The following is a 25,560-nucleotide window of genomic DNA, read 5'->3' as shown; positions in this document are numbered from 1 at the left end:
CTGCTTTATGTTATAATTTATTAGTTATCTCGGATCTCCCCAGGCTTCCAGTTCATTGAAATTGACATAAGTACCATTTGTCCAATTTCTCAATGTCTTAAACCTGAGATAGCGCACTTTTGGGGCATCTCTGGGAATAGGTATGGATTCACCGGCCTCAGCCGCCTCCCGATCTGCCTGTGACAGCTGTCCATCAGGCAGCCCCGATGGTTTAACCTGCATATGCTTTGTCAGTAGCACCCAATTATCAAAACTTCCATCTGCCGAAGGGGCATTGGAACCCCAGACTTCTACTTCACGTGGATTGTGTAAGCCATAATAGTATGCTTGTCGCATAAAATAGACCAGACGGCTCAATTTCGCGGTTACTCCCATATCAAATGTAAACCATTGTGGCATTTTAGCAACATCATTGGAATGGTAAAATGTACCGTCCCCAACGCTTCCGTCAAATAGCCCTGCCATTGTCCCACCGTAATCCAGTCCTGCATCTGTTGGCAACATAAGCCCCCTCATCTTTGTACGGTCCAGCCTTGTCTCGAAATACGGTGTCAAGTTTAGATACAATGTATCTGAAAGATTACCCCATCTGTCGCGTACGAAAAATCCAAATTTAGCTTCTTCCGGCTTCAAGTTTCTGGTCGGAAAGACGCTCTTCTTTAGATTGGTATAGTGTGTATTAACCGGCACAAACTGTCCCAACGAATCATTGGTTAACACAACAATGGCCATGTTTGCAGCGGTAACATTTTCATAGCTCACATTCACGCCTCCAAAATCGGGAACGACAGTGATTGTTTCCTTGACCAGCTTCATCGGCGGTTCCTTTGGGTTGACCGTAACATTGACTACCGCTGACGCATTTTCTCCTTTATCGACAGCGAATAAGCTGACAACATATGCTCGCGTATCGCCAAAACCCTCTACGAGCACTGTATTCTTGTGTTTACTCACTTTTGTCTCGCGAACCTCACCATTGGCTGCGGTATATGCGGCTTTGACATAAAGAAGATCCGGATCTTCGGGAAGCTCGTAAGTAATTTCAGCAGCACCATTTAAATTTTTCACAGTCACATTGCTGACTGGATCAGGTGCTATTCCGTCGCTTTGGGTAGGGCCCATTTCGTCTTGTTTGCAGGCATACATAGACAGCAAAAGCAACACTCCTAAATACTTATATATTATCTGTTTCATTAATATTAGATTTTACGTCGAATTTCAACAACTTACTGTTTACCAACCTATATTTTGTACAAGCTTGGGATTAATCTGCAGCGCATAATCATTGATAGGCCATAAATAATCACGTGGAGCGATAAATCCTTGGTTAAATAAAAACACTCTCGTATTGTACTCCTCGACTGTTTCCTGTGTAATATTCCAACCATAAACAGGTTCATTAAGTGCTCTCGCGGCAGTTTTCCATCTCCGTAGATCCCAGAACCGGCTAGCTTCAAAAGCCATTTCTATGCCCCGTTCACGATGGATAATGTCTCGCAATCCCACAACGGTCATGTATTTATCGGGCCGTTTTGAATGCGTAGCCCATGATTCTTCTATAGATTTAAGTCCCGCTCTCTCCCGGATTTGATTGAGGTAGGGCAAAGCCTCTTTTGAATTCCCGGTTTCATTTAATGCTTCCGCATAAAGCAGATAAAGATCGGCCAGACGCATGATCGGCCATGGATACGATTCAACCGTAGTTGAAGTCTTGGTTGCCACCAAATTCCAATTCACAAGCTTTTTTGTATAATATCCTGTAACGGAATACATTCGAGCCTGTTTTTTGCCACTATGTTCACCGGATTTGCTTTTGATCTGATACTCTTTATTTGCCATCAGCCATTTAGAGCCATCGAAAGCAATATCTGCATAAAATCGCGGTTCACGTCCAAAATGCAGTGCTACAGTCTGATAACCTTCTTGCATAGCCTTGTCCTGCGCTGTCACCGTTTTTAATTCATATCTGTTTGCATAATCCCAATCTTTGTCTTCTTCGATAGGTACACCATTTTTGGAGTAGAATAATTCAGCCATTTTCAGTGTAGGGGCATATTTACCTTTGAGCTCCCTGCTAATTTCATTGGGGTCTAATTGGGGGCATGCGAAAAGCTGTAGCCAGTAAGTCGGTGTTCCATCTGAAGTCGATCCCCAAATGAGTTCTTTATTCCATTTTTCACATACAGCATTTCGGATGTTCATTTCGATCTGTGTATCTTCATCTACCGTCCCGGCTTTTGGGACAAAACGGTATAGCCCAACATCTGACGCTAATGCCATATCAATAGCTTTTTTACAGGCCTCAGTGGCTTTCACCCATTTTTTTTCATCATAAACAGGGTTAAAAAGCACCGTTCCATCATTGTTTTTTAAATTAACATAATCGGTATTCCCGTTAAACAATGGACTCGCAGCGGTAACTAACAACCTTGCTTTGATTGACAGTGCCGCAACCTTAGTCACACGACCGAGTTCAGTAAACCGATTATTAATTTTAGTTGGCAACCCGACGTTGGCATTGCCAAATGAGGCTTCATCAATTAAATTAGCGATATAGTTGACCACGGAATCCACTGGCTGCCGATAAACTTTTACTTCCTCTGGTGTAGCCGTTGTGGAGAAATTCTTATCCAAAATCGGAATGGGCCCGTACATTCGGAATAAATACCAATGAAAATAGGCTTTTAAAAATTTTACTTCAGCTACCCACCGGTCTTTTACATAGGGCTCTAGATCAACAACTTTGTCTAAATTTTCCAGGAAAATATTACAATTTCGTATGCCGGTCCAAAGAGGGCGGCTATCATACCCATCCCAATAATTCATTTTTGGGTTTACTTTGGTCTGTAGGCCACGGGCAATTTCATAGGAATCCAAAGAAAAATAATCAAGTGTCATGGGCCAATAAGTCCAAGTTTCATCCCCACCATTAAAACCTGGATTCATATCGGGATTTCCCTCCCGAGGCAAATAAGAATAACAGGTGAATAGGTATTTTTCTGCTTCAACACGATTTGCAAAGGCATGATCTATGGTCGCTACATTATCAGGCACAACATCCAGAAAGCTCTTTTTACAACTTGAAACCAATAAAATAATGGCAAAGACGCAGTATCCGCCGATATTTCTGCATAGAAAATTCGATTGTTTCATAATTAGTTTAATTGAACATTTACTCCAATATTAAATACTTTTTGAAGCGGATAGCCCAAGCCATTACCGCCTTGTTCCGGATCCCACATTTTAAAAGCACTCAGTAAAAACAGGTTGCTTCCATTGGCATAAAAGCGTAGTCCTGAGATCCGCATTTTTTTTAGCATAGTATCCTGAAAATTATAACCGATCTCCACTGTTTTCAACCGCAGAAAAGATCCGTTTCGCATCCACCAATTTGAAGGTTTATTGTTGTTTTCATTTACTGTCGAACTAAGCCGAGGCCAAAATGCGTAAAGATTATTATTATCTTCAGACCAGTGATCTTTGGCAATCACATCCAATAATCCATTCTGCATGCCTTCTTTTAGTATAAATGGGGAAATCGCTGCGGGGTCTATAAATAAAGACGATCGTCCGGAGCCCTGAAAAAAAGCACTGATATCAAGATTTTTGTAGCCTAGAGAAAAGCCGGCCCCATACGTAATTTCAGGGGTAACCGGATGCCCCAGTCCATTAATCATGTCTAAGTTGGTGATTTCGCCATCGCCGTTCAAATCCCTATACTTAATATCTCCTCCCCTCACCTCACCAAAATTCTGCCTAGGAGAGCTCTTAACATCATCATCATCAACAAAGAGCCGTTCGGCGATAAAACCATAATTCTGAGCCAATGAATGTCCAACACGGGATAAATAGTACATATTATCCGGATAATCAGGCTCTTCGTTGACCAGTAATTTGCTTGTTGCATAGGTGAATGTTCCTCGTGCCTGTAACCAGGCGTTTCCAAAATTCCGATGATAATCCATCGATATATCGATGCCCTTACCCTCGGCTTTTCCTACGTTCGCACTTATTTTGGGTTCCAACCCCACAGTTGTGGGGATATAAACTCTTTCCATCAAAATATTGCTCCGGCGTTGTTTATATACTTCCACTACAATATTTAATGAATTTAATATACTTAGATCCAAGCCGATATTCGTTGTATTTCCCTTTTCCCAGGTAATTTCGTCATTAGCATACCTTGATACCGATACACCCGGCCTTGAGTACCCATAATCTTCACCAAAGAAAGCACCTCTGCCTGCATTATTTAGGTTTACGTCAGAGAGATAGAAAAACCGGTCTTCGGGTTTTCCTATCTGATCATTCCCCGCGAGCCCATAGGTAGCCCTCAGTTTCAGTTTTGTTATCACCTGAGCAATTGGCTTAAAGAAAGCTTCGTTGCCTATATTCCACCCAACTCCAATAGATGGAAAAAATCCAAACCGTTGCTTTTTGGCAAAACGTTCAGATCCGTTATAACCAAAATTGGTTTCAAGTAGATAACGGTTGTCATAGTCATACGTAAATCTTCCTGAAAGTCCCTGATTCCTAAACGGCAACGAGGCCTGGAGGTTTCCTGCGTTTCCATTCAGATAGTTGCGTATAATTGTAATCAACATACCTCCGAAATTATGTTTTTCACCAAATGTCCGGTTATAATTAAGAGCTGCCTCGCCGTAAGTATTTGTGTTTACAATTTTTGCTCCCTCATTATAATTCAAGTATTCAGTTGCCGTTTTCTCATTCAATAAAGACAAATTATAACCGTTGTTATTAGCATTTGTTGGAGTCGCCTGATAAAAAAATGGATTATATTGGCGGCTCAGCGTAAAATAAGAATAACGTTGTGTGTAAGCCATCAATCGACCAGTCAGGCCCTTTGTCAAGAAATTGAAATCTTGTTTTATTTCCAACTGTACATTTAAGGTAGATGTATTGTATTCCTGAAAACCTGATACCATAGAAGCATAAGGGTTATTATAGAATCTATCTTCCGCAAGGACTGCATTTCCAAACAACGGATGTTTTACACGTGGCATATCCGACGCCGGAAAAATCGCAGGGAATAAGACCGGATTGGAGGTCAGGGCACTCTTAAAAATAGCTCCACCTCCCCCTATCGGACCATTATAATCGTCAAAGCTTCCTGAAGTCTTAACCGCCCCGTCAGTTGTCGGTGTCAGCTTAACGTTGACATTGGAACGGATTTCATAACTCTTAAGGTTAATATTATTATTAAAGTTATTTTGCTTATTCGTCTTTAAGACACCATTGTCCTGATTAACTGTTCCCGAGATATAGTATTGAGCAGCTTTTCCACCACCATTCATATTGAAATTGAAGCGCTGATTCATCGTATAATCTTTAATCAGCAAACCGACCCAATCATTGTTAGGATATAATAATGGATTATCCCCGGCGATTGTATGATCAATTTTATTTTGCGAATAAGGCAATACCCCGATTGGATTTCTTGTCAATACCGCTTCGTTCGCCAGTCTCATATATGTGATATTGTCGGCAAGTTTAAAGTTTTGTGTATTGGTGGAGATCGAATTTTCCAGTCTAAAGTTAAATTTGGTCTTTCCATCCGAACCTGTCTTCGTAGTAACCAGCACGACACCATTTGCACCTCGTGCACCATATAGTGAAGAGGCAGCTGCATCTTTAAGAACAGAGAAGCCAGCAACATCATCAGGTTGAAGCCTCGCTAACGCCGTCGGGGTAGATTCCATACCGTCAATCAGAATCAGTGGATCTACCTTCCCACTTCCAAAAGAAGTGATGCCACGAATAAAAAACTGCGCATTGTCCGCTCCAGGTTCACCGCTACGCTGATAAGCAATGACACCAGATAGCCTACCTGCCAGCATCGTGGTCAGATTGCTGGTCGGTCCCTTAAGCTCCTTTGGATTGATTGTCGTAATCGAACTGACCATACTCTCTTTTTTCTGATGTCCATAGGCCACAACCACAACTTCTCCCAATTCGTTTTGATTGTCTTTTAAGACAACATCAATCTGGTTCCGTTCTTTTATTTCCTCTTCCTCCCCCACAAACCCAACAAAGGAAAAAATAAGAGTACCTTTCGTTTCGGGTACTGTGATCGTGTAACTTCCAATGGAGTCAGTTGTCGCTCCGGTCTTGCTATTTTTCAATAATACACTCACCCCAGGCAAGCCCTTCCCGGCTTGATCTGTCACTTTTCCTTTTATTGTAAAACTGCCGGACTGAGCGTTGCATAATTGTGCATAAATTCCTATCAAGAATAGACAGAGAAGAAGTCGCACCATAAAGTAAAATAAGATACTTTGGCTCATAATTTTGGTTAGTTTAACTTGGTTTGTATGAAATTAAATTCAATTTGTATATACATAGTTACATATTAAAATTTTAATTTCAAATTTTTACTTGCTTTTTTAAGAAAAAATTTTATGCAAGCGATTGCACGGTATTAACTAAATATTTCAACCCAATTACAAGTTTTTCCTCCATCTTGACTTTCTTAGAAAAAATGAAATTGCCGTGCAGAAGTGATAACCAACATGTCTGAAACTATAGTAAAAATTTCAATTGTACATACATATAAATAAATTATCTACATATATAAAAATTCCACATTTATTTGATTACAGATAACTACCCAAAATATTCCGTCCCCACTTCTTCCACACATGCAAAAAAATAAAAAAAACTTGCGTAGTTAAATAGCGACACATATATTTGTAGCTAAATAACTTCATAATGAATTTAAGACGAGATGTTTTCCAAGCCATTGCGGACCCAACGAGAAGGGCAATACTCCTTCTTTTGGCTTCGCAATCAATGACGGCAGGGGCTATTGCCGCAAACTTTGATACCGCAAGACCGACCGTGTCCAAGCACTTGCAGATACTCAGTGAATGTGAACTGCTTAAATCTGAACAAAATGGCCGTGAAATTTACTACCAGCTCAACGCACCTAAAATGAAAGAAATAGCAGATTTTATAGAGCCGTTCCGTAGCATGTGGGATGACCGTTTTAATAAATTGGAAGAAATTATGAAAAACTATAAAGACAAATAAAATGGAAAAGAAAACAAAAATCCATGCCGAAGATGGTAAACAGGAAATTTTGATTACCAGAGAATTTGACTTACCCCTTCATTTGCTATTCAAAGCTTATGAAGAAGCTGAAATCTTCGAGCAATGGATGGGGACCAAGGTGTCAAAATGGGAGAATAAACGACATGGCTCTTTTGCTTTTGAAACCTTCCACAACAATATGGTCGCCTTCAAAGCCAACGGAACGATACACGAATTTATACCCAACGAGAAAATCACTAGAACTTTTGAAATGGAAGGTACTCCCTTCCCTGTCCAATTAGAATACCTAAACTTCGAAAAGATAACCGACACGAGCAGCAAACTGATCATGCATATTGTCTTTCAGTCCATTGAGTTTCGTGACCAGCTTCTCCGGATGCCTTTCGCCCAGGGTATCAATATGGCGCATAACAGACTTCAGGATATGGTGTCCAAACTCGCATAAACCTAAAATTTTCACTAAACCAAAGCAACAAAATGAACCTAAAAGCAGCACATTTCTTCGAAAATGCCTCGAGATGGAACGAAGAGTTTAATTTATTACGGAAAATTGTCACCGAAAACAAGGCTCTCGTGGAAGATTACAAATGGATGCACCCTTGCTATACCTTTGAGGGAAAGAATGTTGTCCTGATCCATGGATTTAAAGATTACTGCGCCTTATTATTTCACAAAGGCGTGCTGCTAAAAGATCCAAAACAACTATTAATTCAACAAACTGAAAACGTGCAGTCCGGCAGACAGTTGAGATTTACCAGTATTGAACAAATTATAAACCTGAGCGAGACAATAGCTGATTATATCCAAGAGGCCATAACCGTTGAAAAATCCGGAGCAAAAGTCATTATGCGAAAGACTGAAGATTATCCGATTCCGGACGAATTCGCAAGAGCCTTAAATGAGGATAAAGAACTTAAAGCTGCTTTTTCATCTTTAACCCCGGGCCGTCAGAAAGGATATTTATTTTATTTCAATCAGGCAAAACAAGCAAAAACACGTGAATCAAGAATCGAAAAGTACTATCAACACATTTTGGATGGAAAAGGTATAGACGATTAAAAATGCCATACGCTGGGCAAGCAATGTAATATTACAGCTGACTGCATAGGTTCAGTCCAGAAAGATAGGCTCAACATGGGAAGTGAACTTATGGTGATTGTAGCATATAATATGAGCAAAATTTGATAACTTTGATCTGCGTTGTGAAACAGCGTCTAAACCACTATGCGTGCTATCGGTACATCCCGTACGACTGCATTAAAACACTTAATTTTACACAAGGAGCGTAACATGAATAAAAAAATTTTCCTGTTCATCTGTGGCCTACTGCCATTCCTGACACAGGCCCAGCAACAAATCAATAGCAAAACACGTCCAAATATTGTCTTTATACTGACCGACGACTTCACGGCGCAAGCATGGGGTGTTTATGGCGGAATTTTAAAAGATATTGTAAAAAATCCAAATATCGAAAGCCTTGCCAGACAGGGAGCGATATTGAATAATGCTTTCTGTACAAACTCCATTTGCACGCCGAGCCGGGCAGCTATTCTTACCGGACAGTACAGCAACAAAAACAAGGTATATACCCTTGATGATGCATTAGACCCTAATAAAGAAAATATCGCCAAAGACTTGCAACATGCAGGTTATCAAACGGCTGTTTTTGGAAAATGGCATCTCAAAAACAGACCGTCGGGATTTGATGAGTACAACGTATTACCGGGACATGGTGTTTATCACAACCCTACATTTCTATCCAAAGATAACTGGAATGACAATGAAGAGGCTGGCACTCCCTATCAGGGCTATGTCGATGACATCACGACAGACCTGAGTCTTGACTGGTTATCCAAACGCAATCCGGAAAAGCCTTTCTTTTTGCTTTGCCATTACAAAGCAACGCATGAGCCCTTTGACTTTGCTGACAGGTTCAAGGACTTATACCAGGATATTGAAGTTCCTTATCCAGCAACATTTTTGGATTCTGGCGCAACAACCACAGGGAGGTCTTTTGAAGGCCAGCCACTTGAAGAACTTGGCCATCGTTATGAGCTAGCCTCAACAGGACCTTTCTGGACCTCCTACCCTGATCTTCCCTTCTCTACCAAGGGGATGAGTGCGATCGACGCACGAAAAAAAATCTATCAAAAATTGATGAAGGATTACCTACGTTGTGTGGCGGGCATAGATGACAATCTCGGAAAAATCATGCGCTATCTTAAAGCGGCCAAACTAGACGAAAATACGGTTGTCATCCTTTCCTCTGACCAAGGGTATTTTTTGGGCGAACATAATTTTATGGACAAACGCCTCATGTACGAAGAGTCGCTACGCATGCCTTTCATCATCAGTTATCCCAAAGAAATAAAGGCCGGCAGTAAGCTGAATGATATGGTTTTAAATATTGACTTCGCTGCATTATTTGCGGATTATGCCGGCATAAAAAAGCCGTCTTACATACAAGGAGAAAGCTTTCGTAAAAATCTGAAAGGAAATACGCCAAGTAGTTGGCGCTCTTCCATGTATTACCGTTATTGGCAACATGACCCCATACGTCCCGCCCACCTGGGTGTGCGTGATGAACGTTACAAACTGATTTATTTTTATGGCCAGCCGCTGGAAATGACCGGCAGCGACAAAAAGTCTACAGCAGCCGCCTGGGAGTTTTACGACCTGCAAAAAGACCCAATGGAAACACATAATGCAATCCATGACAAGCAATATGCAAAAGAAATTAGTCGCTTAAAAAAGAAACTCGTTAAACTGAAAACCGAAGCGGGTGACGATGATGAAAATCGGCCGGTATTTCAACAACAATTACGCAAAGAAAATCTGATCGAAAAATAGGTTCATTATAAAGAAGCGGAACTGTCTCCATGGACAATTCCGCTTCCTTGCATATCTATCGTGTAATTAAACTGCAGTATAACCGCCATCAACCAAATAATAACCACCGGTCATAAAAGATGACTTTTCGGAGCTCAGAAACAGCACCAGTTCCGCCACCTCTTCGGCCTTCCCTAAACGACCAATAGGGTGTTTACTAATCAAAGCATGAACGTGCTCCTCATCCAAATTTTTGAGCAGGGGCGTATCGATATATCCGGGGCCTACTGCGTTGCAACGAATATTTTTCTGACCATATTCTGCTCCTATATTTTTAGTCAGACCTACCACAGCATGTTTTGCCGCCGTATAAGCGCTTGACATAGGAGCAGCAACTGTGCCATGAATCGAAGCCATATTGACAATAACGCCAGCACCATTTGCCTCCATGGCCTCAAGCTGGTATTTGCAGCCATAGAATACGCCATTGAAATTAATATCAATCACCTTTTTCCAACCGTCCAAACTATAGTCTCCCGTCAATGCTGCCTCACCTCCGATACCCGCATTATTACAGGCAATGTCCAATTTCCCATAGGTGTTTACTACAAAACGCACCAAGGCTTCATTATCTTCCGCCAATGAACTATCTGCTTTATAAAAAGCGGCCTCAGCTCCTAATGCTTTAATCTGTTGCACCGCATCCAGGCCAGCCTGCTCATTAATATCCGATACCACTACTTTCGCTCCTTCTTTTGCGTATGCCAAAGCAACTGCTAACCCTATACCGGAGCCAGCTCCTGTCACCAAAGCAACTTTATCTGCTAAAATATCCATAGTATATAAATTTTATGACATATACAATTTACCAAAATTTTAACGCAATCTGTCCAAACTGCGCCCCAAAAAAACAAAAAAAAGAAACTTAAATGACATTCCCGCGGCATTCAACCTAGGCAAAAAAATAGCTCCATTGCTACGAACAATGGAGCTATACTACCTTAGCGCTAAGTGTTTTTAATCTTGGAGCTGGGGATATTTTTGATACAGTCGGTTAAGAAAAAAACGACCCATCAACTGAAGTTTTGACTGCGTTTCAAACATACCCGGGCCCGGAGATATCATGCCATCTGGCATTCGCTGAACAGCACCATAATAGATTATATCAAGCCCGTTTCCATTAATGTCAAGATGCATCTTTTTAGGTTTCAATCCCATGATAGATCCCATCCGGGTAACTTTCTCCGAATTACTGATCTGGGCAGGCCGGGCATTCAATAACGTTTCATGGTCAAACACCAAATGGTCCTTTGCTTCGCCGTCATCAAAAAAGACATAATGCAATTCATTATTGCTAAGGACAAGATAAGATGCATTGTCTCGCTCGTGGTAACGTGCTTTGACCCCAACAGCCGCCCAGGCCACTGTCTTAGCGGCTGTTTTCGCAGCCGAAGCTACTTTATCCCCGACCGTCGCAATGTAGGCACACTGTGTAAACGCCTCAATCGGTGCCCCATTCATCTGCTTGCTTAGTTCTTGAAACTCCTGGCCCAACAACTCATCCTTAACCCCAGAGGCCAAAGCAATCCCGGCCTCTCCTTCATACTTTCGGGCGGTCTCTTTTTGTTTTTTCATCATAATGATAGAGATAAAAACACAGGCTGCCACAATCACTACAAAAATACCGATGTATAAAATCATATGATTTATAATTTAGAAATTGGTTAATAGTTCACAAATAAATTTAGCGTCAAAAAAGAGGATATTGATTTTCAGTATCCCCTTACCGTTATATTTCACAACAAAAATTTTGCCAAATCAGAGTATCCGATCCGGATAATAAATATTATTTAATGCCGTTTGATGCATATCTACCCAGATATCGCCGTAAGACTGCTTCAATAACCAATTTGGTGAACTACGCATATCTGCATCTTGATCATTATTATAAATGGAAGGAAATTCCGACTCCTTTACACGTAACAACACTACTATTGTTCCTTTCATCGTGAGCGGAAGATCACCCAAAACGAGGTTATAAAACCCTTCTTCGAGCAAGTCAGGACTGAACTTTTCAAGACTATCGTAACTTCGTTCCAATTTACCAATGAGTTTCTCCAGCTCTTGCGGATAATGACGTTCAACATAAGACTCAAAAAGCCCCGTGCCCCTGTTGTAAGCTCCTGCCTTCATTAAGTTGAGCGCTTCATTGCGGTACACTTGCAGATGACGATCAGCATTTAAATCGGAATACCCGCCATCCAGGGGTTTTCCATCGCGACGTAAGGCCCAGGTTTTAAGTTCTTTGAGCCTTTCTGATTCTGTAAAACTATTCCCTTCCATTGCTTATGTGCTAAATAGTCGTCATTTTATTGCATATTGCTAATGCTCTCTTTCTTTAAGTTCAAGCTGCAGCAGAATGTCCCGTTTTTTGCCCTCGATCAAAGATAAATTACCGGCCACAAAAACGCCTTTTTCCCCAGAATTTCTACTTATGCCATATAGGGTAGATTCATCATCCGGATCTGAGGCCCCTTCATAACGAAACAAATAATCAATTTTAAACTGGTCTGCATCTGCCAATAGATCATCAAATTCGATGTTGTAATCTATTGTATAGCCCATATCACTTAACTTTGCCAATGCTACACTAGCTGAGGAATACCCATGCATTCTTTCCATAACTGAATCTTCTTTGTTTAACCGTTATCACCATTTTTATTATAAAACGATTATTTAACCGTTTTTGTTTTCCTCAATTTCAAATAGTTTATTCAAGATCATATTTCTATTTTTGTGGAACCAAAACGAAATATGATATGGCAAATCTAGCAGCTCCGGCTTATCAACATACACCCCAACTTGCTTTCCAGCGTTTACTTGATGTACTGTACACCTTAAGACTCGAGTGTCCCTGGGATAAGAAACAGACGATGGAATCACTACGCCATCTAACGATGGAAGAACTCTACGAGTTGACGGATGCCATCCTGGAACAGGATTATCCCGAAATAAAAAAAGAACTCGGCGATGTCTTAATGCACCTCCTATTTTATGCCCGCATAGCAGAAGAAGAAGGGCAATTTAATATCGTTGACGTCCTGAATGCAATCTGTGATAAACTCATTACGCGCCATCCTCATATCTATGCCGACACAAGTGCAAATACGGAAGATCAAGTCAAATCCAACTGGGAAGCGATCAAGCTGAAAGAGGGCAATAAATCTGTTCTTGCAGGTGTACCAAAAGGACTACCTGCCCTTGTCAAAGCCTATCGCATTCAGGATAAAGTAAGAGGTGTGGGTTTTGACTGGGAAGATAAAAGACAAGTATGGGAAAAAGTTGAAGAAGAACTTGCTGAATTTAAAACAGAATTCAATATCGAAACAACCGAGGCTATTGACCGCGAAAAGGCTGAAGGCGAATTTGGAGATCTCTTATTCTCGTTAATTAATTATGCCAGACATATCGGTATCAACCCTGAAAATGCGTTGGAACGCACCAATAAGAAATTCATCAACAGGTTTACCTACTTGGAGCAGAGGGCTGCCGAAAACGATCAAAAACTTCAGGATATGAGTCTCGAAGAAATGGACGTTTATTGGAATGAGGCCAAAAAATTAAAAAAATAACAACTATCCATTAAAAGGTGGGCGACTCATGGAATTTAATTCTACTTTGTCAAATTTATCCGTAAATTCGCAGGAATATGGAAACAGTTGTTAGTGGTATCAGAAGTACCGGAAAATTACATTTAGGAAATTACTATGGCGCATTGAGCAATTTTGTGAAAATGCAAAATGAATATAATTGCTTTTTTTTTATTGCGGATCTACATTCGTTGACGACACACCCTACACCACATGGTCTCCAGGGAACTGTACGTCAAGTTATCGTTGAATATTTGGCGGCTGGAATCGACCCTGAAAAATCAACCATCTACGTCCAGTCTGATGTTCCGGAAGTTGCTGAGCTTTACCTTTACATGAATATGAATGCATATTTAGGTGAGCTTGAACGAGCTACCGCGTTTAAAGACAAAGTACGCAGCAATCCGGATAATGTCAATGCCGGCTTACTCACGTACCCAGTATTGATGGCTTGCGATATCCTGATTCACCACGGAACGAAAGTTCCTGTCGGCAAAGATCAGGAACAACATCTGGAAATGACGCGTACATTTGGTAATCGCTTTAACCGTTTATATAATGTCGATTATTTTAAAGAAGCTTTTGCTTTTTCCTATTCAGACAAATTGGTTAAAATACCGGGATTAGCCGGACAGGGCAAAATGGGCAAATCCAATGGTGAAGCCGACTGTATCTACCTTTCAGATAGCGCCGATGCCATTCGCAAAAAGGTAATGCGTGCCGTTTCTGATTCAGGTCCGACTGAAATGAACCAGGCCAAACCTGAAGCAATCCAAAATCTATTTGATTTAATGAAAGTAGTTTCTACGCCTGACACATTACAGCACTTTGATGAGCTTTATAATAAATGTGAGATTCGTTATGGCGATTTCAAGAAGCAATTGGCAGAAGATATGGTATTGGCAACAAATGATGTACGCCTACGTATCGAGGATATATCAAACGATGATGCCTATATCGCAAAAGTTGCAAAATTAGGCGCTGAAAAGGCGGGAGAGTCTGCTCGCAAAACACTGAAAGAAGTGCGTGAGATCATTGGTATCAAAAGATTTTATTAAATAAGGAAAGAGAATATGCATATAGCTATCGTAGGAAATATAGGTGCTGGAAAAACAACGCTAACGGAATTATTGGCGAGTCATTTCAAATTTGAGCCTCAATTTGAGGCGGTAGACAATAATCCCTATCTGGAAGATTTTTATTCAGACATGAAACGTTGGGCCTTCAACCTTCAGATTTTCTTCTTAAATAGTCGCTTTAGACACATCGTAAAGCTTCAGGAAACAAACATAGATATGATTCAGGATCGCACGATCTATGAAGATGCTTATATCTTCGCTGAAAACTTGTATGATATGGGCTTAATGAGTGCACGTGACTTTGAAAACTATAGCAACATCTTCCAAAGTATAATTCATTACATTAAACCACCAGATCTGCTGATCTACCTGAAAGCCTCTGTCCCTACTTTGGTAAACAATATTCAAAAAAGAGGGCGTGATTATGAATCAGCAATCCGATTGGATTATTTATCTAAACTGAATGATAAATATGACAAATGGATCAATAATTATAAAGAAGGAAAAGTGATGATCCTCGACAAGGATAACCTTGACTTTACTTCTAACCCCGAAGATCTGGGTGGCATTATACAAAAAATAGAAGCTGAATTATTCGGGTTGTTTGAATAATCGCAGAAAACAAATAGACAAAAGCCTGTAAAATCATCCATTTACAGGCTTTTTAATACATAAAAATTCGCAAAGTATCATGAAATTTTTAGGCATTATTCCAGCGCGATTTGCTTCCAGTAGATTTCCCGGCAAACCGTTGGTTGATATTGAAGGTCAGACCATGATCCAACGGGTCTACGAGCAGGTAAAAAAATCAAAAAAAATAACCAAAGTAATTGTCGCCACAGACGATCAACGTATCGCATCCGAAGTACGCTCTTTTGGCGGTAATGTGGTCATGACCTCCGAAACGCATCAATCGGGTACAGACCGCTGTGCCGAAGTCATCAGCCATGATCAGGAGTATGATGTTGTCATCAACATTCAGGGTGACGAGCCTTTTATTAACCCTGAACAAATTGATTTACTTGCAGCTTGTTTTGAAAATCCACAGACCAAAATAGCGACTTTAGTAAAAGAGATCAAAACATCGGAAGAATTGTTCAATCTGAATATTCCAAAAGTCGTCCGAAACGTCTCCGGTGAAGCCATCTATTTCAGCAGGCAAACGATCCCCTTTTTAAGAGGAGTTAATCAGGAGCAATGGCTTGAGAAGCAGAAATTCTACAAACATATTGGAATTTATGCCTACCAAGTGGATACGTTAAGGGCATTGACCCAGCTACCAGTCTCGGGTCTTGAGGAAGCTGAAGCACTTGAACAGTTACGCTGGATAGAAAACGGGTATGCAATACAAACCGCAGTGACCACACATGAAACTGTTGCTGTGGACACGAAAGAAGATCTTGATAAGATTTTAAAGTTATTTTTTAACAAATAATTGCGACCTACCGGTGTTCGGTATACAGCAAAGACCGGACACCGTCCAATAATTTCTTTTTGTCCTGCGCATTCAATTGGGCAAGCTGCTGTTTTGTCGCCGTCAATTCATCGAGTTGTAGTCTGGTGCTCACCCCTACCACCGCCGTCGCTACGGCAGCATTGGAAAGTACGTAGGATAAGGCTTCAGTCGTTCTGTCTTTTCCCGATTGTTTCACCATCTTGTCCAGGTTACGGAGCAGATGTGACACCTCCCCCGACGTATATTGAAGATAAGGTTCCACAGGTTTATTTACTAAAAGTCCTTTTGCCAATGTGCCCCGGGCCAGAATAGACACATCGTTTGCGGTCAACAATGTATCCATCTCCTCCTCGAGCCTTCTGTCCAGGAGATTATATTGCATCATGACCGACGAAATTGCAGATTTTGACAGAAATTCTTTAATGACATTAGGACGAATGGACGACAGTCCGTAGGCACGGATCTTCCCTTGCTTCTTCAGTAATTCAAAAGCTTCAATTATTTCATCTATCGGATCATCAATAGTACCGCCATGCAGCTGATAGAGATCGATGTAATCTGTTTTCAATCGTGAAAGAGACCCTTCAATAGCTTTGACAATATAATCTTTTGATGCTTTCCAGTCCCAGCCCGAGCCATCCGCCCGCCAGAGATTACCTACTTTACTGGCTAATACAATTTGTTTGCGAAAAGCCTGTACACTATCACCGACAGCCATCTCATTTTGACCTTTGTCATAAAGGTCCGCTGTATCAAAAAATGTAATCCCTATATCGAATGCCTTTTGGATAATATCTTTGGATTGCTTGGGCTGATTGCTTTTTAACGACATACAGCCCAAACCAATTTCCGAAACCATCAGGCCACTGTTACCTAATTTACGTTGTTTCATTTGTGTTGAAATCAAGCAATTCCACCTCAAACACCAAGGTACTATTGGCTGGAATCTCATTGCCTTTCGCCTGCCCGCCATAGGCAAGTCTGCTTGGTATAAAAAATTTATATTTAGCCCCTTTTGACATCAATGGAATGCCAATTTGCCAACCTTTAATCACTTGTCCCAACGAAAGTTTTAATGGCTCATTGCGATCATAAGAACTATCAAATTGTTTACCATTTAATAAGGTCCCTTTATAATGCACAGTAACTTCATCATTCACAGTAGGCTTCGCTCCTTCTGCCTGATTTAATACAAGATACTGAATTCCCTCGGCTGTTGTTTTCATCCCAGCTATTTTTGCATTTTCAGCAAAGAACTTATCTTCTTGGGCGCGACTTATGGCCTCTTTCTCAGCGCGTATGTCCATAATGGCTTTCTGGATAACCTCTCTTGTTTGTCCATCTTCCAATAAAGTTTTCTCGTTTTTTAAAGTAGCGGTAATTGCTTTTGCGATAAGATCAGCTTTTAAATAGTCTACTTCAGTAGATTTCAGCGATTTTCCGATATCCATACCAAATGCATACGATACGGAGTCAGCTTTGCTAGTTAACACATTGGTTGAACCAGGTTTTGTTGCCGTCGTTTTTTTTCTGACCGAACTGGTCTTTTTTTTCTGCTGGGCAAATCCAGTCGCGGTTGTCAGAGACAATAGGGCTAATGCGATGTATTTCATGTTTACTTAACGGTGCTTTTGCACAATTTCTTCAATAATTTCCTGTGTTATATTAGGGTAATCAACCTCAACCCTTGATTTACTGTTTAGCCAAGCTTCTATGGCTAGCATATTTTTCTGTTTTAAACTCGAAATTACCGGTACCCCCATTTCTTCCAATGATGCGGCATTCAGATGCTGTTCATATTGATTTTTCATTGGGACGACCAACAGTTTCTTTTTCAAATATAAGGCTTCTGCGGGGGTTTCAAAACCCGCACCGCATAAAACTCCTGAAGAAGATGCCATACTATCAATAAAAGCCTGGTTATTGATGGGTCTTATGGTCACATTCTTCATTTCAAACGGTCTTGAATTGTGCTTACTGAATACATCCCACTTCACATCAGGAAATTTCATTAAATGCTTCAGTAAGTGTGCATCATCGTAGGCCGGTAAATAAACCGTATAATGCCCCTCGTCCGTAACACTTAGATCGCGAACAGCATTGCGGATAACTGGTGGAAAAATATTTTTGGCATATCTTTTAAAATGAAAGCCATAAGAATGCGTTGCGGGAGCATAATTTTTCATAATAAACTTCCCTAACATGTCACTTTCTTCTGGTTTAGGGCTTGCGGGGTCCAAGGCACCGATCTGATGGCTCAGTCCAATACATTGGAGATCTTTAGAATGACAAGCCCAGGCCGAAATGGGCTCAAAATCATTAATAACCAAATCATAATCTTCGATCGGCAAAGTCTTGATCTCGTTGGTAAATTTACGTATGGTTGAGCTCATAAAAGTCTTCCACAGATCCACCCCCCCGGATTTTCCAAATATGAAACTTAAACCATGAAAACGATACTTGACTTCGAAAGGCAACGAAAGATCCGCCTGAATCCCACTGACCAAAACATCCACTTCTCCTAAGGCTTTCAAACAGGGAACAATATCCATAGCACGGCTTAGATGTCCGTTACCGGTCCCTTGTACGGCATACAATATCTTCATAACGACTGTATTTTGTGTCGGCAAATTAATGAATTTTAACGAATTTCAATATTATTTTATTGTTTCGTTGGGTTAAGAAAATATAAATTAACACAATAAACCAATCCAGTTAACACACATTTACTTTCTTTTTGCGTATATTTAATACCAACAATTATTTAATAACCAATTTACTATGATAAAGTATCCTCTCCTTTGGACACTTTCCATTGTGGCTCTGCTCACATTTAGTTCCTGGGGATTTTTTGCACATAAAAAAATTAACCATTATGCAGTTTTTGCACTCCCTGCAAAATTGGCAAAGTTTTACAAACCCAATATCGATCTGATTACGGAGAAAGCTGTTGATCCCGATAAACGTTGTTTTATCGACAGTGCGGAAGGACCACGGCATTTTATAGACGTTGAAGATTATCGGGAAGATCGACAAATAGATTCAATACCCATCCATTGGTCACAGGCCAAAGAGAAATTCCAAGAAAGACAGCTACTCAAAAATGGTATCGTCCCCTGGCAGATCCACTTTACTTATCTCAAACTTGTAAAAGCTTTCCACTCGAAAGACTACGACAAAATCATCAAGCATTCGGCAGATCTTGGACATTATATCGCCGATGCCCACGTTCCGCTACATACAACCAAAAATTACAACGGACAATTAACCGGTCAGATCGGCATTCATGCTTTTTGGGAAAGCCGATTACCCGAAATGTTCGCCGACAGCTATAACCTCCTCGTCGGAAAGGCGATTTTTATCGAGGATCCCCTAAGTGAAGCATGGAATATTGTCCGTGAGAGTAACCTACTCGTTGACTCTGTACTTCATATGGAGTCTTTGCTCAACAAACAATTTAAAGCTTCACAAAAAAACTCGTTTATTGAGCGAAACAATCAGTTATTATGGACCTATTCGGACGATTATGCAAAGGCTTACCATCAGGCTTTGAACGGAATGGTGGAACGAAGAATGCGCAGAACGATCCTGCGCGTAGCTTCGTACTGGTATTCTGCCTGGATTGAATCCGGACAACCCGAGCTTTCCACAACGATAAAATTCGAAAATAAGGCAGATAGCATTATCATCAAGGATAAAAAACCAATTGGCCGAGAAGAATGGATGTAATCCGAGCAGATAAATACAACCGGACTACACACTATATTGATACCGGACTATTTACTTTCTTATTCATCTGCACTAGTTTTGCGGCATAAAACCTATGAATGGCCCGACCGTAATTTTAGAATGACACGAAAACGGTCTGGTGCAGATTAATTAAAAGTAATGATGTGAACTTATAGCTCCACCTTACTTTCAATTAGTTCGGATTTAATAGGGCAACTAGATAAATCATGTTGAATAAGAAAACTGCGTTAACAAAACTTGCTATCCTGCTGACTGTGGGCACCTCCTTTGCACAGGTAAAAGATACAACAGCATTGAATGAGGTTGTTATCAATCAGAATAGACTTCAGATTCCCTTCTCGAAACAAAGTAAGAATATACAGATCCTTACTCAGGAAGATATTCAGCGCCTTCCCAACCGTTCGATCAACGAGCTGCTAACGAATATTCCGGGCGTAGATGTGCGGCAGAGAGGACCATTTGGCTCGCAGGCAGATATTAGTATAGATGGTGGTTCGTTTGAACAAACAGCTATCCTATTGAACGGTGTAAAAATTACGGACCCACAGAGTGCACACCATAACATGAATCTACCCGTACCTGTGGAAGCGATTGAACGTATTGAAATCATCCGGGGACCGGCTTCGCGTATCTACGGTATAAATGCCCTGACCGGTGCAATCAATATCGTGACCAAAAAAGTGGAATCCAATCTGATTACTGCACAGGCTTATGGCGGTTCTTCATTTAAAGGCAATGAACAGGCCAGCTCGGGCAAATACTATGGAAAAGGAGCCCAACTGGCGGCACAGTTCAACAATGGGCGTACAAATCATGGTCTCTATCTCGGCCATGAAGATTCCAATGGTCAGCGTTACAATACAGCCTCCAATAACAACAAATTGTATTATGACGGTACCTACCAGCCAAATGAATCCAATCAAATAAAAGCAAACTTTGGCTACATTGACAATCAGTTTGGTGCCAATGGATATTATGCTGCCCCGACAGATAAAGAAGCTTATGAGCAAGTTAAAACAGCATTTTCATCTATACAGTCGAAACATCAGCTGAGTCCTGCATTTTCAATCAGCCCGAGGCTCAGCAACCGATACAACGAAGACGAATACTGGTATTTGGGAAAGGAAACGACCAAAGGACGATCAAAACATTATAGCAACGTCTTCGGAGCTGAGGTAAATGCGGCTTTGGAAAAGCATTATGGCTCCTTTGGAATTGGACTGGAAAGCAGATTTGAACGAATCAATAGCACGGCGATTGGCTCACATAATCGGGAAAATTACGGCGGTTACCTCGAATTTAAGACCGAAGCGATCAGCAAACTCATGGTTAATGCGGGAGCGTATGTAAATTACAATTCCAAGTTCGGATGGCAAGTGTTCCCAGGACTTGACTTAGGCTACGCGATAACCGAACGCTGGAAATTTGTCTTCAGTGCAGGATCCGCTCAACGCATTCCGTCATTTACGGACCTATATACCAATCAAACGGCTAATATCGGAAACCCGGATCTGACATCGGAAAATGCCTACCAGATTGAAGGTGGCATCAAGTATTTATCGAATCGTATTGTTGCTCAGGCAAGCTATTTCCACCGAAATATAAATGATTTCATAGACTGGCAAAAAACCGACGGAGCCGTTGCTGAAGGAACTGTAGTTCCCTGGAAACCTTCCAATATTGGCCAGAACACAGTCGATGGCTTCAATACATCTTTCCGCTACCAACTCAGCGATCCCTCGGCTGCCACCCGATATTACACGACAGTGAGTTATAACTACCTGAATCCCAAAATTAAAATTGAAGACGGACTCCGTTCCAAATATGCGATCGAAAATCTAAGACATCAGGTTATAGTTAATTTTACGGTAAATCATAAAAACTGGATGCTGACAACAGCCAATCGTTTTAACGAGCGGATCAGCTATAAAAACTATTTTATTGCCGATTTAAGAGCTTCCTATCAGTTTGCTGACCTTCTTGTTTTTGCAGATATACAAAATATTTTTGACAAGAGTTATATTGAAGCCGCCGCGGTACCAATGCCGGGAAGATGGTTTAGTCTTGGAGCGAAATATAAATTCAAGTACTAGACCTATCTTATAAAGAGGAAAACACTAAAGAAGATACCAAGGTACTCCCAGCGAAATAAAAGCTTATATACATAATATGCCCCTTAAAAAAACAGCTATTTAAGGGGCATATTTCTTTAAATCCCTAAAAACGAAACACTAATCGTCGATGGTGATCATACTATTTTTTGGGAAGTACAGATAAGATGCCGCCGATCACGTGTTTTTGAAATTTGGGCTCATCATAAGATTCTTCTGTATGCCCGAGTCCTGTATAAAAAACTTTTCCGCCATCGTAATCCTGACTCCAGGAAATCGGGTGATTATCCCCCATTTTTCCGCCATTGTAACTTTTCTCGTCCAAGTTCATCAACACGTGTAGATCATCTTTGACATCTTTAAAATTGTACCATTCATCCTTATGCTGCCAGACGGGATCAAGATGTTTGGTGGCCGCATGTTTCCTGTCGAGAACATCTATCTTTGCTTGCTGTACGGCGGGATGTGAGGTAAAATAGGCTCCCACCAAACCGTTATACCAAGGCCAATCATATTCGGTATCCGTTGCCGCGTGGATCCCCACAAAGCCTTTGCCTGATTGAATATAATGGACAAACGCTTCTTGCTGCGTGTCGTCCAAAATATTACCTGTGGTACTTAAAAAAATGACCGCGTCGTATTTTTTTAATCCTTGATCCGTAAAAAGAGCCGCATCTTCGGAATGATCGGAGGCGATCTTTTCCTTGTCCAACAATTGTTTCAGCACCTGAGCACCTTTTTCGATACTACTGTGTCTAAACCCTTGCGTTTTACTAAAAATCAGCACCCTTTTTTGTGCAATGGCGGTCATGCTCACCGCAAAAAAGAAAAACAGAAAAATGAAGAATTTATTCATGATATAGTTGGTTATTATTAAATTTTAGTTTAGGTTTTCTACAAGTTTGAATCACTGCACTTTTTCATGCATTTAAAAGTTATTTGATAATAGAAAAAGCCATGTACTCTCCCCGTACACGGCTTTTTCAAAATTTTATCGTGCTGTTAGCTCCCGATAGAAATCAAGACTTTCGATAATATCTTCCTCAGAGACGAAAATATCATACTGACAGCTACCAATCTTATCAAGTAGTGCAAAACCGATCTGATTAGACAAGTTTTTCTTATCATTGCGCATCAAATCCAACAAGGTTGTATCTATGGCGGGATTAAACGAATAATCGTCAAAGTATTTTCTGAAAGTAGCAATCAGGTCATTTAATTCATCCAACGAAAGTCCATTCAATTTATGCGAAAGATAACCTTCACAGATCATCCCCACAGCTATTGCCTCCCCATGCAGCAAAGGCTTACGGTCATTCAGCAACGAATATCCTTCAATGGCATGGCCAATTGTATGTCCGAAATTGAGGATCTTGCGAATACCTTTTTCTTTGGGATCGTCTAAAATCACTTTATTCTTAATGGAAACAGAACGCTTCACCAGTGTATTGTCTACTTGAGCAATAGCTAATGTTTTTACATGGTTGTAGTAATCCCGGTCAAAGATCAGCCCATGTTTAATGACTTCGGCAAACCCGGAAATCAATTGCCGTTGTTCCAATGTTTTTAAAAATTGACTCGAAATAAATACGGCCTGTGGTTGTGCAAATGTCCCGATAATATTCTTCACATTACCCATATCAATCCCCGTCTTACCCCCTACGGAGGCGTCTACCTGCGAAAGCAAGGTGGTCGGAATCTGAATAAAGTCCATTCCGCGTTTAAACGTGGATGCTGCAAAACCGCCCATATCGGTGACGACACCGCCACCAAGGTTAATCAGCAACGAATGCCTGTCAGCGCCAAAATCAAGCATATTCTGCCACACGCCAATACAAAAATCTATATTTTTATTCTCTTCGCCCGGATCTACTTCTATGACGTCATAGTTCGTTAAATTAGGTAAGGCCTGTTGAAACAAAGGCAAGCAATTGTCTAAGGTATTGGTATCTACCAAAACGATAATTTTTGAATATTTGCGTTCCGATAAAAACGTCTCCAGTGAGACCAACGTATCATCAAAATATACCTGATAGCCCAAACTTTCTATGACTTCCATTCTACGATTCTTTAAGGTTTAAGTTTTCTATTTACCAATATTGTTTAATATTACACCAATTTTATTTCCATCCCATCAAATTCAACAACATCCCCGGGCTTCAATTTCAGTCTTTTGCGATAATCAACCTGACCGTTATACTTCACATAGCCCTCAGCAACAACCCACTGAGCCATAGCACCATGCTCTACCCAATTTAAAGCTTTGAGTAACTGAATAAGCTGTATATATTCCCCTTCGATTTTAAATTCTTGCATTTCACAAAAATAGTGGTTTAAGCGAGGAATACAAGAATAATCATCGTTTTAATGTTTACTAAATTGCTACATTTGCCTTATTGCAAATAAAGATTATGATTGAGAATTCTGAGCCCAGAACATTGTCCTTTGATAATACAGAGATTGCTTTTAAAAGTAAAAGCGATAAGGATTTAGAAAGAGCGTATTGGTTATTCAAAATAATAGCGAATAACTTTTTGACAAAAGTAGGTCCATCCATGACCAACTTTGCGCTGAATATTGGACTGCCGATCCAAGGTATCATCCGAAGTACAATCTTCAAACATTTTTGTGGAGGAGAAACCATCGCGGGTTGCGAAACAGCGATCAATGAATTGGGTGAAAATGGCGTCGGAACCATCCTGGACTATTCAGTTGAAGGTGAAGAGACAGAAAGTGCATTTGATGCCTGCTGTGATGAAGTGTTACGTACGGTCATTGCTGCAAGCAAAAATAAATATATTCCATTTTCAGTTTTTAAGCCAACAGGATTAGGTCGTTTTGAATTGTTCGAGAAGGTGAATGCAAAAGAAACATTAACAGCATCGGAACAAGCTGAATACCAACGTATGTTGGATCGTACGGACCGCATCTGTAAAGCCTGTCACGAAGCTGGGGTAAAGGTCTTGGTCGATGCCGAGCATTCCTGGATCCAGGATGCTATTGACGATATCGCTCGCGAGATGATGGAGAAATACAATATGGAAAAACCTATTGTCTATAATACCTATCAACTGTACCGCAGCGATAAATTAGCTTCTTTAAAAGCTGATTTTGAATATGCCAAGGTAAGGGGTTTCCATATGGGAGCAAAAATTGTACGTGGTGCCTATATGGAAATCGAACGTGCCCGTGCCAATCAAATGGGGTATGCAGACCCGATCCAGCCGAATAAAGCGGCTTCTGATAGAGACTATAATGATGCAATTGAGTTTATACTGGACCACTTGGATAGCTTTGGACTGATGGCTGGCACGCACAACGAAGATAGTAGCATGTTATTGGCCAAGGAAATTGACAGACGTGGTATCGACAGATCTTCAGACCGTATTTATTTTGCACAACTTTTAGGAATGTCAGACAATTTGAGTTTCAACTTGGCTGCACATGGTTATAATGTTGCCAAATACATGCCTTACGGACCAGTGAAGGCTGTTATGCCATACCTTTTCCGAAGAGCACAGGAAAATACCTCCGTTGCGGGAGCCACCGGCCGGGAGCTCGGGCTTTTGATCAAGGAAAAACAAAGAAGAAAAGCTAGTCGTCGATAACGACTA

At 40.8% G+C, this 25,560-nt stretch carries 24 protein-coding genes; 11 read left to right on the top strand and 13 right to left on the bottom strand.

The window, feature by feature from the left end:
- Nucleotides 1-24 precede the first annotated feature (24 nt).
- The 3 genes from DCO56_RS10510 to DCO56_RS10500 are packed head-to-tail and all read right to left on the bottom strand — an operon-like array spanning nucleotide 25 to nucleotide 6,305.
- Nucleotides 25-1,194 carry a DUF5000 domain-containing lipoprotein gene (locus tag DCO56_RS10510; RefSeq protein WP_108633678.1) on the bottom strand — a complete coding sequence of 390 codons (1,170 nt, stop codon included), beginning with the start codon at nucleotides 1,192-1,194 and terminating at the stop codon, nucleotides 25-27.
- 39 nt (nucleotides 1,195-1,233) lie between these two features.
- Nucleotides 1,234-3,153, bottom strand: coding sequence for a RagB/SusD family nutrient uptake outer membrane protein (locus DCO56_RS10505; RefSeq protein ID WP_108633677.1), 1,920 nt, complete (start codon nucleotides 3,151-3,153; stop codon nucleotides 1,234-1,236).
- Between the two features lie 2 nt (nucleotides 3,154-3,155).
- Nucleotides 3,156-6,305, bottom strand: coding sequence for a SusC/RagA family TonB-linked outer membrane protein (locus tag DCO56_RS10500; RefSeq protein ID WP_108633676.1), 3,150 nt, complete (start codon nucleotides 6,303-6,305; stop codon nucleotides 3,156-3,158).
- 424 nt (nucleotides 6,306-6,729) lie between these two features.
- Here DCO56_RS10500 and DCO56_RS10495 point away from each other — a divergent pair, with 424 nt between their 5' ends.
- From DCO56_RS10495 to DCO56_RS10480, 4 genes are all read left to right on the top strand, one after another.
- Entirely contained in the window at nucleotides 6,730-7,050 is a 321-nt protein-coding gene (locus tag DCO56_RS10495) for an ArsR/SmtB family transcription factor (protein WP_108633675.1), read from the top strand.
- Between the two features lies 1 nt (nucleotide 7,051).
- Nucleotides 7,052-7,516: an SRPBCC family protein gene (locus tag DCO56_RS10490; protein ID WP_108633674.1), complete on the top strand. Its 465-nt coding sequence runs from the start codon at nucleotides 7,052-7,054 to the stop codon at nucleotides 7,514-7,516.
- A 32-nt stretch (nucleotides 7,517-7,548) separates the two neighbouring features.
- A complete protein-coding gene (locus DCO56_RS10485; protein WP_108633673.1) occupies nucleotides 7,549-8,130 on the top strand; it encodes a YdeI/OmpD-associated family protein in 582 nt (193 codons plus the stop codon).
- A gap of 231 nt (nucleotides 8,131-8,361) precedes the next feature.
- The gene (locus tag DCO56_RS10480; RefSeq protein WP_108633748.1) at nucleotides 8,362-9,921 is read left to right on the top strand and encodes a sulfatase family protein; all 1,560 of its coding nucleotides are present in this window, start codon (nucleotides 8,362-8,364) and stop codon (nucleotides 9,919-9,921) included.
- A gap of 66 nt (nucleotides 9,922-9,987) precedes the next feature.
- Here the strand turns inward: DCO56_RS10480 and DCO56_RS10475 are convergent, their stop codons facing one another.
- The 4 genes from DCO56_RS10475 to DCO56_RS10460 form a co-directional block, all read right to left on the bottom strand.
- Nucleotides 9,988-10,737: an SDR family NAD(P)-dependent oxidoreductase gene (locus DCO56_RS10475; protein ID WP_108633672.1), complete on the bottom strand. Its 750-nt coding sequence runs from the start codon at nucleotides 10,735-10,737 to the stop codon at nucleotides 9,988-9,990.
- 180 nt (nucleotides 10,738-10,917) lie between these two features.
- The gene (locus DCO56_RS10470) at nucleotides 10,918-11,538 is read right to left on the bottom strand and encodes a hypothetical protein (protein ID WP_146191019.1); all 621 of its coding nucleotides are present in this window, start codon (nucleotides 11,536-11,538) and stop codon (nucleotides 10,918-10,920) included.
- A 180-nt stretch (nucleotides 11,539-11,718) separates the two neighbouring features.
- Nucleotides 11,719-12,243 carry a hypothetical protein gene (locus tag DCO56_RS10465; protein ID WP_108633670.1) on the bottom strand — a complete coding sequence of 175 codons (525 nt, stop codon included), beginning with the start codon at nucleotides 12,241-12,243 and terminating at the stop codon, nucleotides 11,719-11,721.
- Between the two features lie 39 nt (nucleotides 12,244-12,282).
- Nucleotides 12,283-12,582: a hypothetical protein gene (locus DCO56_RS10460; RefSeq protein WP_108633669.1), complete on the bottom strand. Its 300-nt coding sequence runs from the start codon at nucleotides 12,580-12,582 to the stop codon at nucleotides 12,283-12,285.
- A gap of 137 nt (nucleotides 12,583-12,719) precedes the next feature.
- On the opposite strand from DCO56_RS10460, the gene mazG reads away from it, so the two are divergent.
- The 4 genes from mazG to kdsB all read left to right on the top strand — a co-directional run bounded on the left by mazG (nucleotide 12,720) and on the right by kdsB (nucleotide 16,064).
- On the top strand, nucleotides 12,720-13,532 hold the full coding sequence (gene mazG / locus DCO56_RS10455; RefSeq protein ID WP_108633668.1) for a nucleoside triphosphate pyrophosphohydrolase: 813 nt from the start codon (nucleotides 12,720-12,722) through the stop codon (nucleotides 13,530-13,532).
- A gap of 77 nt (nucleotides 13,533-13,609) precedes the next feature.
- Entirely contained in the window at nucleotides 13,610-14,608 is a 999-nt protein-coding gene (trpS, locus tag DCO56_RS10450) for a tryptophan--tRNA ligase (protein ID WP_108633667.1), read from the top strand.
- 15 nt (nucleotides 14,609-14,623) lie between these two features.
- Complete coding sequence (locus tag DCO56_RS10445) at nucleotides 14,624-15,241, top strand: deoxynucleoside kinase (RefSeq protein ID WP_104381467.1); 618 nt, start codon at nucleotides 14,624-14,626, stop codon at nucleotides 15,239-15,241.
- 79 nt (nucleotides 15,242-15,320) lie between these two features.
- The gene (gene kdsB, locus DCO56_RS10440; protein ID WP_108633666.1) at nucleotides 15,321-16,064 is read left to right on the top strand and encodes a 3-deoxy-manno-octulosonate cytidylyltransferase; all 744 of its coding nucleotides are present in this window, start codon (nucleotides 15,321-15,323) and stop codon (nucleotides 16,062-16,064) included.
- Between the two features lie 7 nt (nucleotides 16,065-16,071).
- Here the strand turns inward: kdsB and DCO56_RS10435 are convergent, their stop codons facing one another.
- Genes DCO56_RS10435 through DCO56_RS10425 form a run of 3 tightly spaced genes read right to left on the bottom strand, consistent with a single transcriptional unit; the run spans nucleotide 16,072 to nucleotide 18,691 of the window.
- Nucleotides 16,072-16,977, bottom strand: coding sequence for an aldo/keto reductase (locus tag DCO56_RS10435; RefSeq protein ID WP_108633665.1), 906 nt, complete (start codon nucleotides 16,975-16,977; stop codon nucleotides 16,072-16,074).
- Nucleotides 16,964-17,698, bottom strand: a complete 735-nt coding sequence (gene bamJ / locus DCO56_RS10430) for a BamJ family beta-barrel-assembly machinery protein (RefSeq protein ID WP_108633664.1) — start codon at nucleotides 17,696-17,698, stop codon at nucleotides 16,964-16,966. The genes DCO56_RS10435 and bamJ overlap by 14 nt, the downstream gene beginning before the upstream one ends.
- Before the next feature lie 6 nt (nucleotides 17,699-17,704).
- Nucleotides 17,705-18,691, bottom strand: coding sequence for a glycosyltransferase family protein (locus tag DCO56_RS10425; protein WP_108633663.1), 987 nt, complete (start codon nucleotides 18,689-18,691; stop codon nucleotides 17,705-17,707).
- A 175-nt stretch (nucleotides 18,692-18,866) separates the two neighbouring features.
- Here DCO56_RS10425 and DCO56_RS10420 point away from each other — a divergent pair, with 175 nt between their 5' ends.
- Both DCO56_RS10420 and DCO56_RS10415 read left to right on the top strand, forming a co-directional pair.
- Nucleotides 18,867-19,814: a zinc dependent phospholipase C family protein gene (locus DCO56_RS10420; protein WP_108633662.1), complete on the top strand. Its 948-nt coding sequence runs from the start codon at nucleotides 18,867-18,869 to the stop codon at nucleotides 19,812-19,814.
- Nucleotides 19,815-20,041: 227 nt separating this feature from the next.
- Nucleotides 20,042-21,928, top strand: a complete 1,887-nt coding sequence (locus DCO56_RS10415; protein ID WP_108633661.1) for a TonB-dependent receptor plug domain-containing protein — start codon at nucleotides 20,042-20,044, stop codon at nucleotides 21,926-21,928.
- Nucleotides 21,929-22,088: 160 nt separating this feature from the next.
- On the opposite strand, the gene DCO56_RS10410 is transcribed toward DCO56_RS10415, so the two are convergent.
- The 3 genes from DCO56_RS10410 to DCO56_RS10400 all read right to left on the bottom strand — a co-directional run bounded on the left by DCO56_RS10410 (nucleotide 22,089) and on the right by DCO56_RS10400 (nucleotide 24,262).
- The gene (locus DCO56_RS10410; protein ID WP_108633660.1) at nucleotides 22,089-22,802 is read right to left on the bottom strand and encodes a ThuA domain-containing protein; all 714 of its coding nucleotides are present in this window, start codon (nucleotides 22,800-22,802) and stop codon (nucleotides 22,089-22,091) included.
- 135 nt (nucleotides 22,803-22,937) lie between these two features.
- Nucleotides 22,938-24,005 (bottom strand): 3-dehydroquinate synthase, encoded by a 1,068-nt coding sequence (gene aroB / locus DCO56_RS10405; protein WP_108633659.1) that lies wholly within the window; start codon nucleotides 24,003-24,005, stop codon nucleotides 22,938-22,940.
- A 50-nt stretch (nucleotides 24,006-24,055) separates the two neighbouring features.
- On the bottom strand, nucleotides 24,056-24,262 hold the full coding sequence (locus tag DCO56_RS10400) for an RNA-binding S4 domain-containing protein (RefSeq protein ID WP_104381458.1): 207 nt from the start codon (nucleotides 24,260-24,262) through the stop codon (nucleotides 24,056-24,058).
- 95 nt (nucleotides 24,263-24,357) lie between these two features.
- Here DCO56_RS10400 and DCO56_RS10395 point away from each other — a divergent pair, with 95 nt between their 5' ends.
- Nucleotides 24,358-25,554 carry a proline dehydrogenase family protein gene (locus DCO56_RS10395; RefSeq protein WP_108633658.1) on the top strand — a complete coding sequence of 399 codons (1,197 nt, stop codon included), beginning with the start codon at nucleotides 24,358-24,360 and terminating at the stop codon, nucleotides 25,552-25,554.
- The last annotated feature ends 6 nt before the right edge of the window (nucleotides 25,555-25,560 follow it).

The organism is Sphingobacterium athyrii, from assembly GCF_003071065.1.
Classification (GTDB): Bacteria; Bacteroidota; Bacteroidia; order Sphingobacteriales; family Sphingobacteriaceae; genus Sphingobacterium; species Sphingobacterium athyrii.
This window is presented reverse-complemented; position numbering and strand designations above follow the sequence as displayed.

Bases quoted from the DNA above. Each gene is read 5' to 3' on its own strand.
- DCO56_RS10510 (WP_108633678.1), bottom strand. From the start codon at position 1,194: ATGAAACAGATAATATATAAGTATTTAGGAGTGTTGCTTTTGCTGTCT.
- DCO56_RS10505 (WP_108633677.1), bottom strand. From the start codon at position 3,153: ATGAAACAATCGAATTTTCTATGCAGAAATATCGGCGGATACTGCGTC.
- DCO56_RS10500 (WP_108633676.1), bottom strand. From the start codon at position 6,305: ATGAGCCAAAGTATCTTATTTTACTTTATGGTGCGACTTCTTCTCTGT.
- DCO56_RS10495 (WP_108633675.1), top strand. From the start codon at position 6,730: ATGAATTTAAGACGAGATGTTTTCCAAGCCATTGCGGACCCAACGAGA.
- DCO56_RS10490 (WP_108633674.1), top strand. From the start codon at position 7,052: ATGGAAAAGAAAACAAAAATCCATGCCGAAGATGGTAAACAGGAAATT.
- DCO56_RS10485 (WP_108633673.1), top strand. From the start codon at position 7,549: ATGAACCTAAAAGCAGCACATTTCTTCGAAAATGCCTCGAGATGGAAC.
- DCO56_RS10480 (WP_108633748.1), top strand. From the start codon at position 8,362: ATGAATAAAAAAATTTTCCTGTTCATCTGTGGCCTACTGCCATTCCTG.
- DCO56_RS10475 (WP_108633672.1), bottom strand. From the start codon at position 10,737: ATGGATATTTTAGCAGATAAAGTTGCTTTGGTGACAGGAGCTGGCTCC.
- DCO56_RS10470 (WP_146191019.1), bottom strand. From the start codon at position 11,538: ATGATGAAAAAACAAAAAGAGACCGCCCGAAAGTATGAAGGAGAGGCC.
- DCO56_RS10465 (WP_108633670.1), bottom strand. From the start codon at position 12,243: ATGGAAGGGAATAGTTTTACAGAATCAGAAAGGCTCAAAGAACTTAAA.
- DCO56_RS10460 (WP_108633669.1), bottom strand. From the start codon at position 12,582: ATGGAAAGAATGCATGGGTATTCCTCAGCTAGTGTAGCATTGGCAAAG.
- mazG (WP_108633668.1), top strand. From the start codon at position 12,720: ATGGCAAATCTAGCAGCTCCGGCTTATCAACATACACCCCAACTTGCT.
- trpS (WP_108633667.1), top strand. From the start codon at position 13,610: ATGGAAACAGTTGTTAGTGGTATCAGAAGTACCGGAAAATTACATTTA.
- DCO56_RS10445 (WP_104381467.1), top strand. From the start codon at position 14,624: ATGCATATAGCTATCGTAGGAAATATAGGTGCTGGAAAAACAACGCTA.
- kdsB (WP_108633666.1), top strand. From the start codon at position 15,321: ATGAAATTTTTAGGCATTATTCCAGCGCGATTTGCTTCCAGTAGATTT.
- DCO56_RS10435 (WP_108633665.1), bottom strand. From the start codon at position 16,977: ATGAAACAACGTAAATTAGGTAACAGTGGCCTGATGGTTTCGGAAATT.
- bamJ (WP_108633664.1), bottom strand. From the start codon at position 17,698: ATGAAATACATCGCATTAGCCCTATTGTCTCTGACAACCGCGACTGGA.
- DCO56_RS10425 (WP_108633663.1), bottom strand. From the start codon at position 18,691: ATGAAGATATTGTATGCCGTACAAGGGACCGGTAACGGACATCTAAGC.
- DCO56_RS10420 (WP_108633662.1), top strand. From the start codon at position 18,867: ATGATAAAGTATCCTCTCCTTTGGACACTTTCCATTGTGGCTCTGCTC.
- DCO56_RS10415 (WP_108633661.1), top strand. From the start codon at position 20,042: ATGTTGAATAAGAAAACTGCGTTAACAAAACTTGCTATCCTGCTGACT.
- DCO56_RS10410 (WP_108633660.1), bottom strand. From the start codon at position 22,802: ATGAATAAATTCTTCATTTTTCTGTTTTTCTTTTTTGCGGTGAGCATG.
- aroB (WP_108633659.1), bottom strand. From the start codon at position 24,005: ATGGAAGTCATAGAAAGTTTGGGCTATCAGGTATATTTTGATGATACG.
- DCO56_RS10400 (WP_104381458.1), bottom strand. From the start codon at position 24,262: ATGCAAGAATTTAAAATCGAAGGGGAATATATACAGCTTATTCAGTTA.
- DCO56_RS10395 (WP_108633658.1), top strand. From the start codon at position 24,358: ATGATTGAGAATTCTGAGCCCAGAACATTGTCCTTTGATAATACAGAG.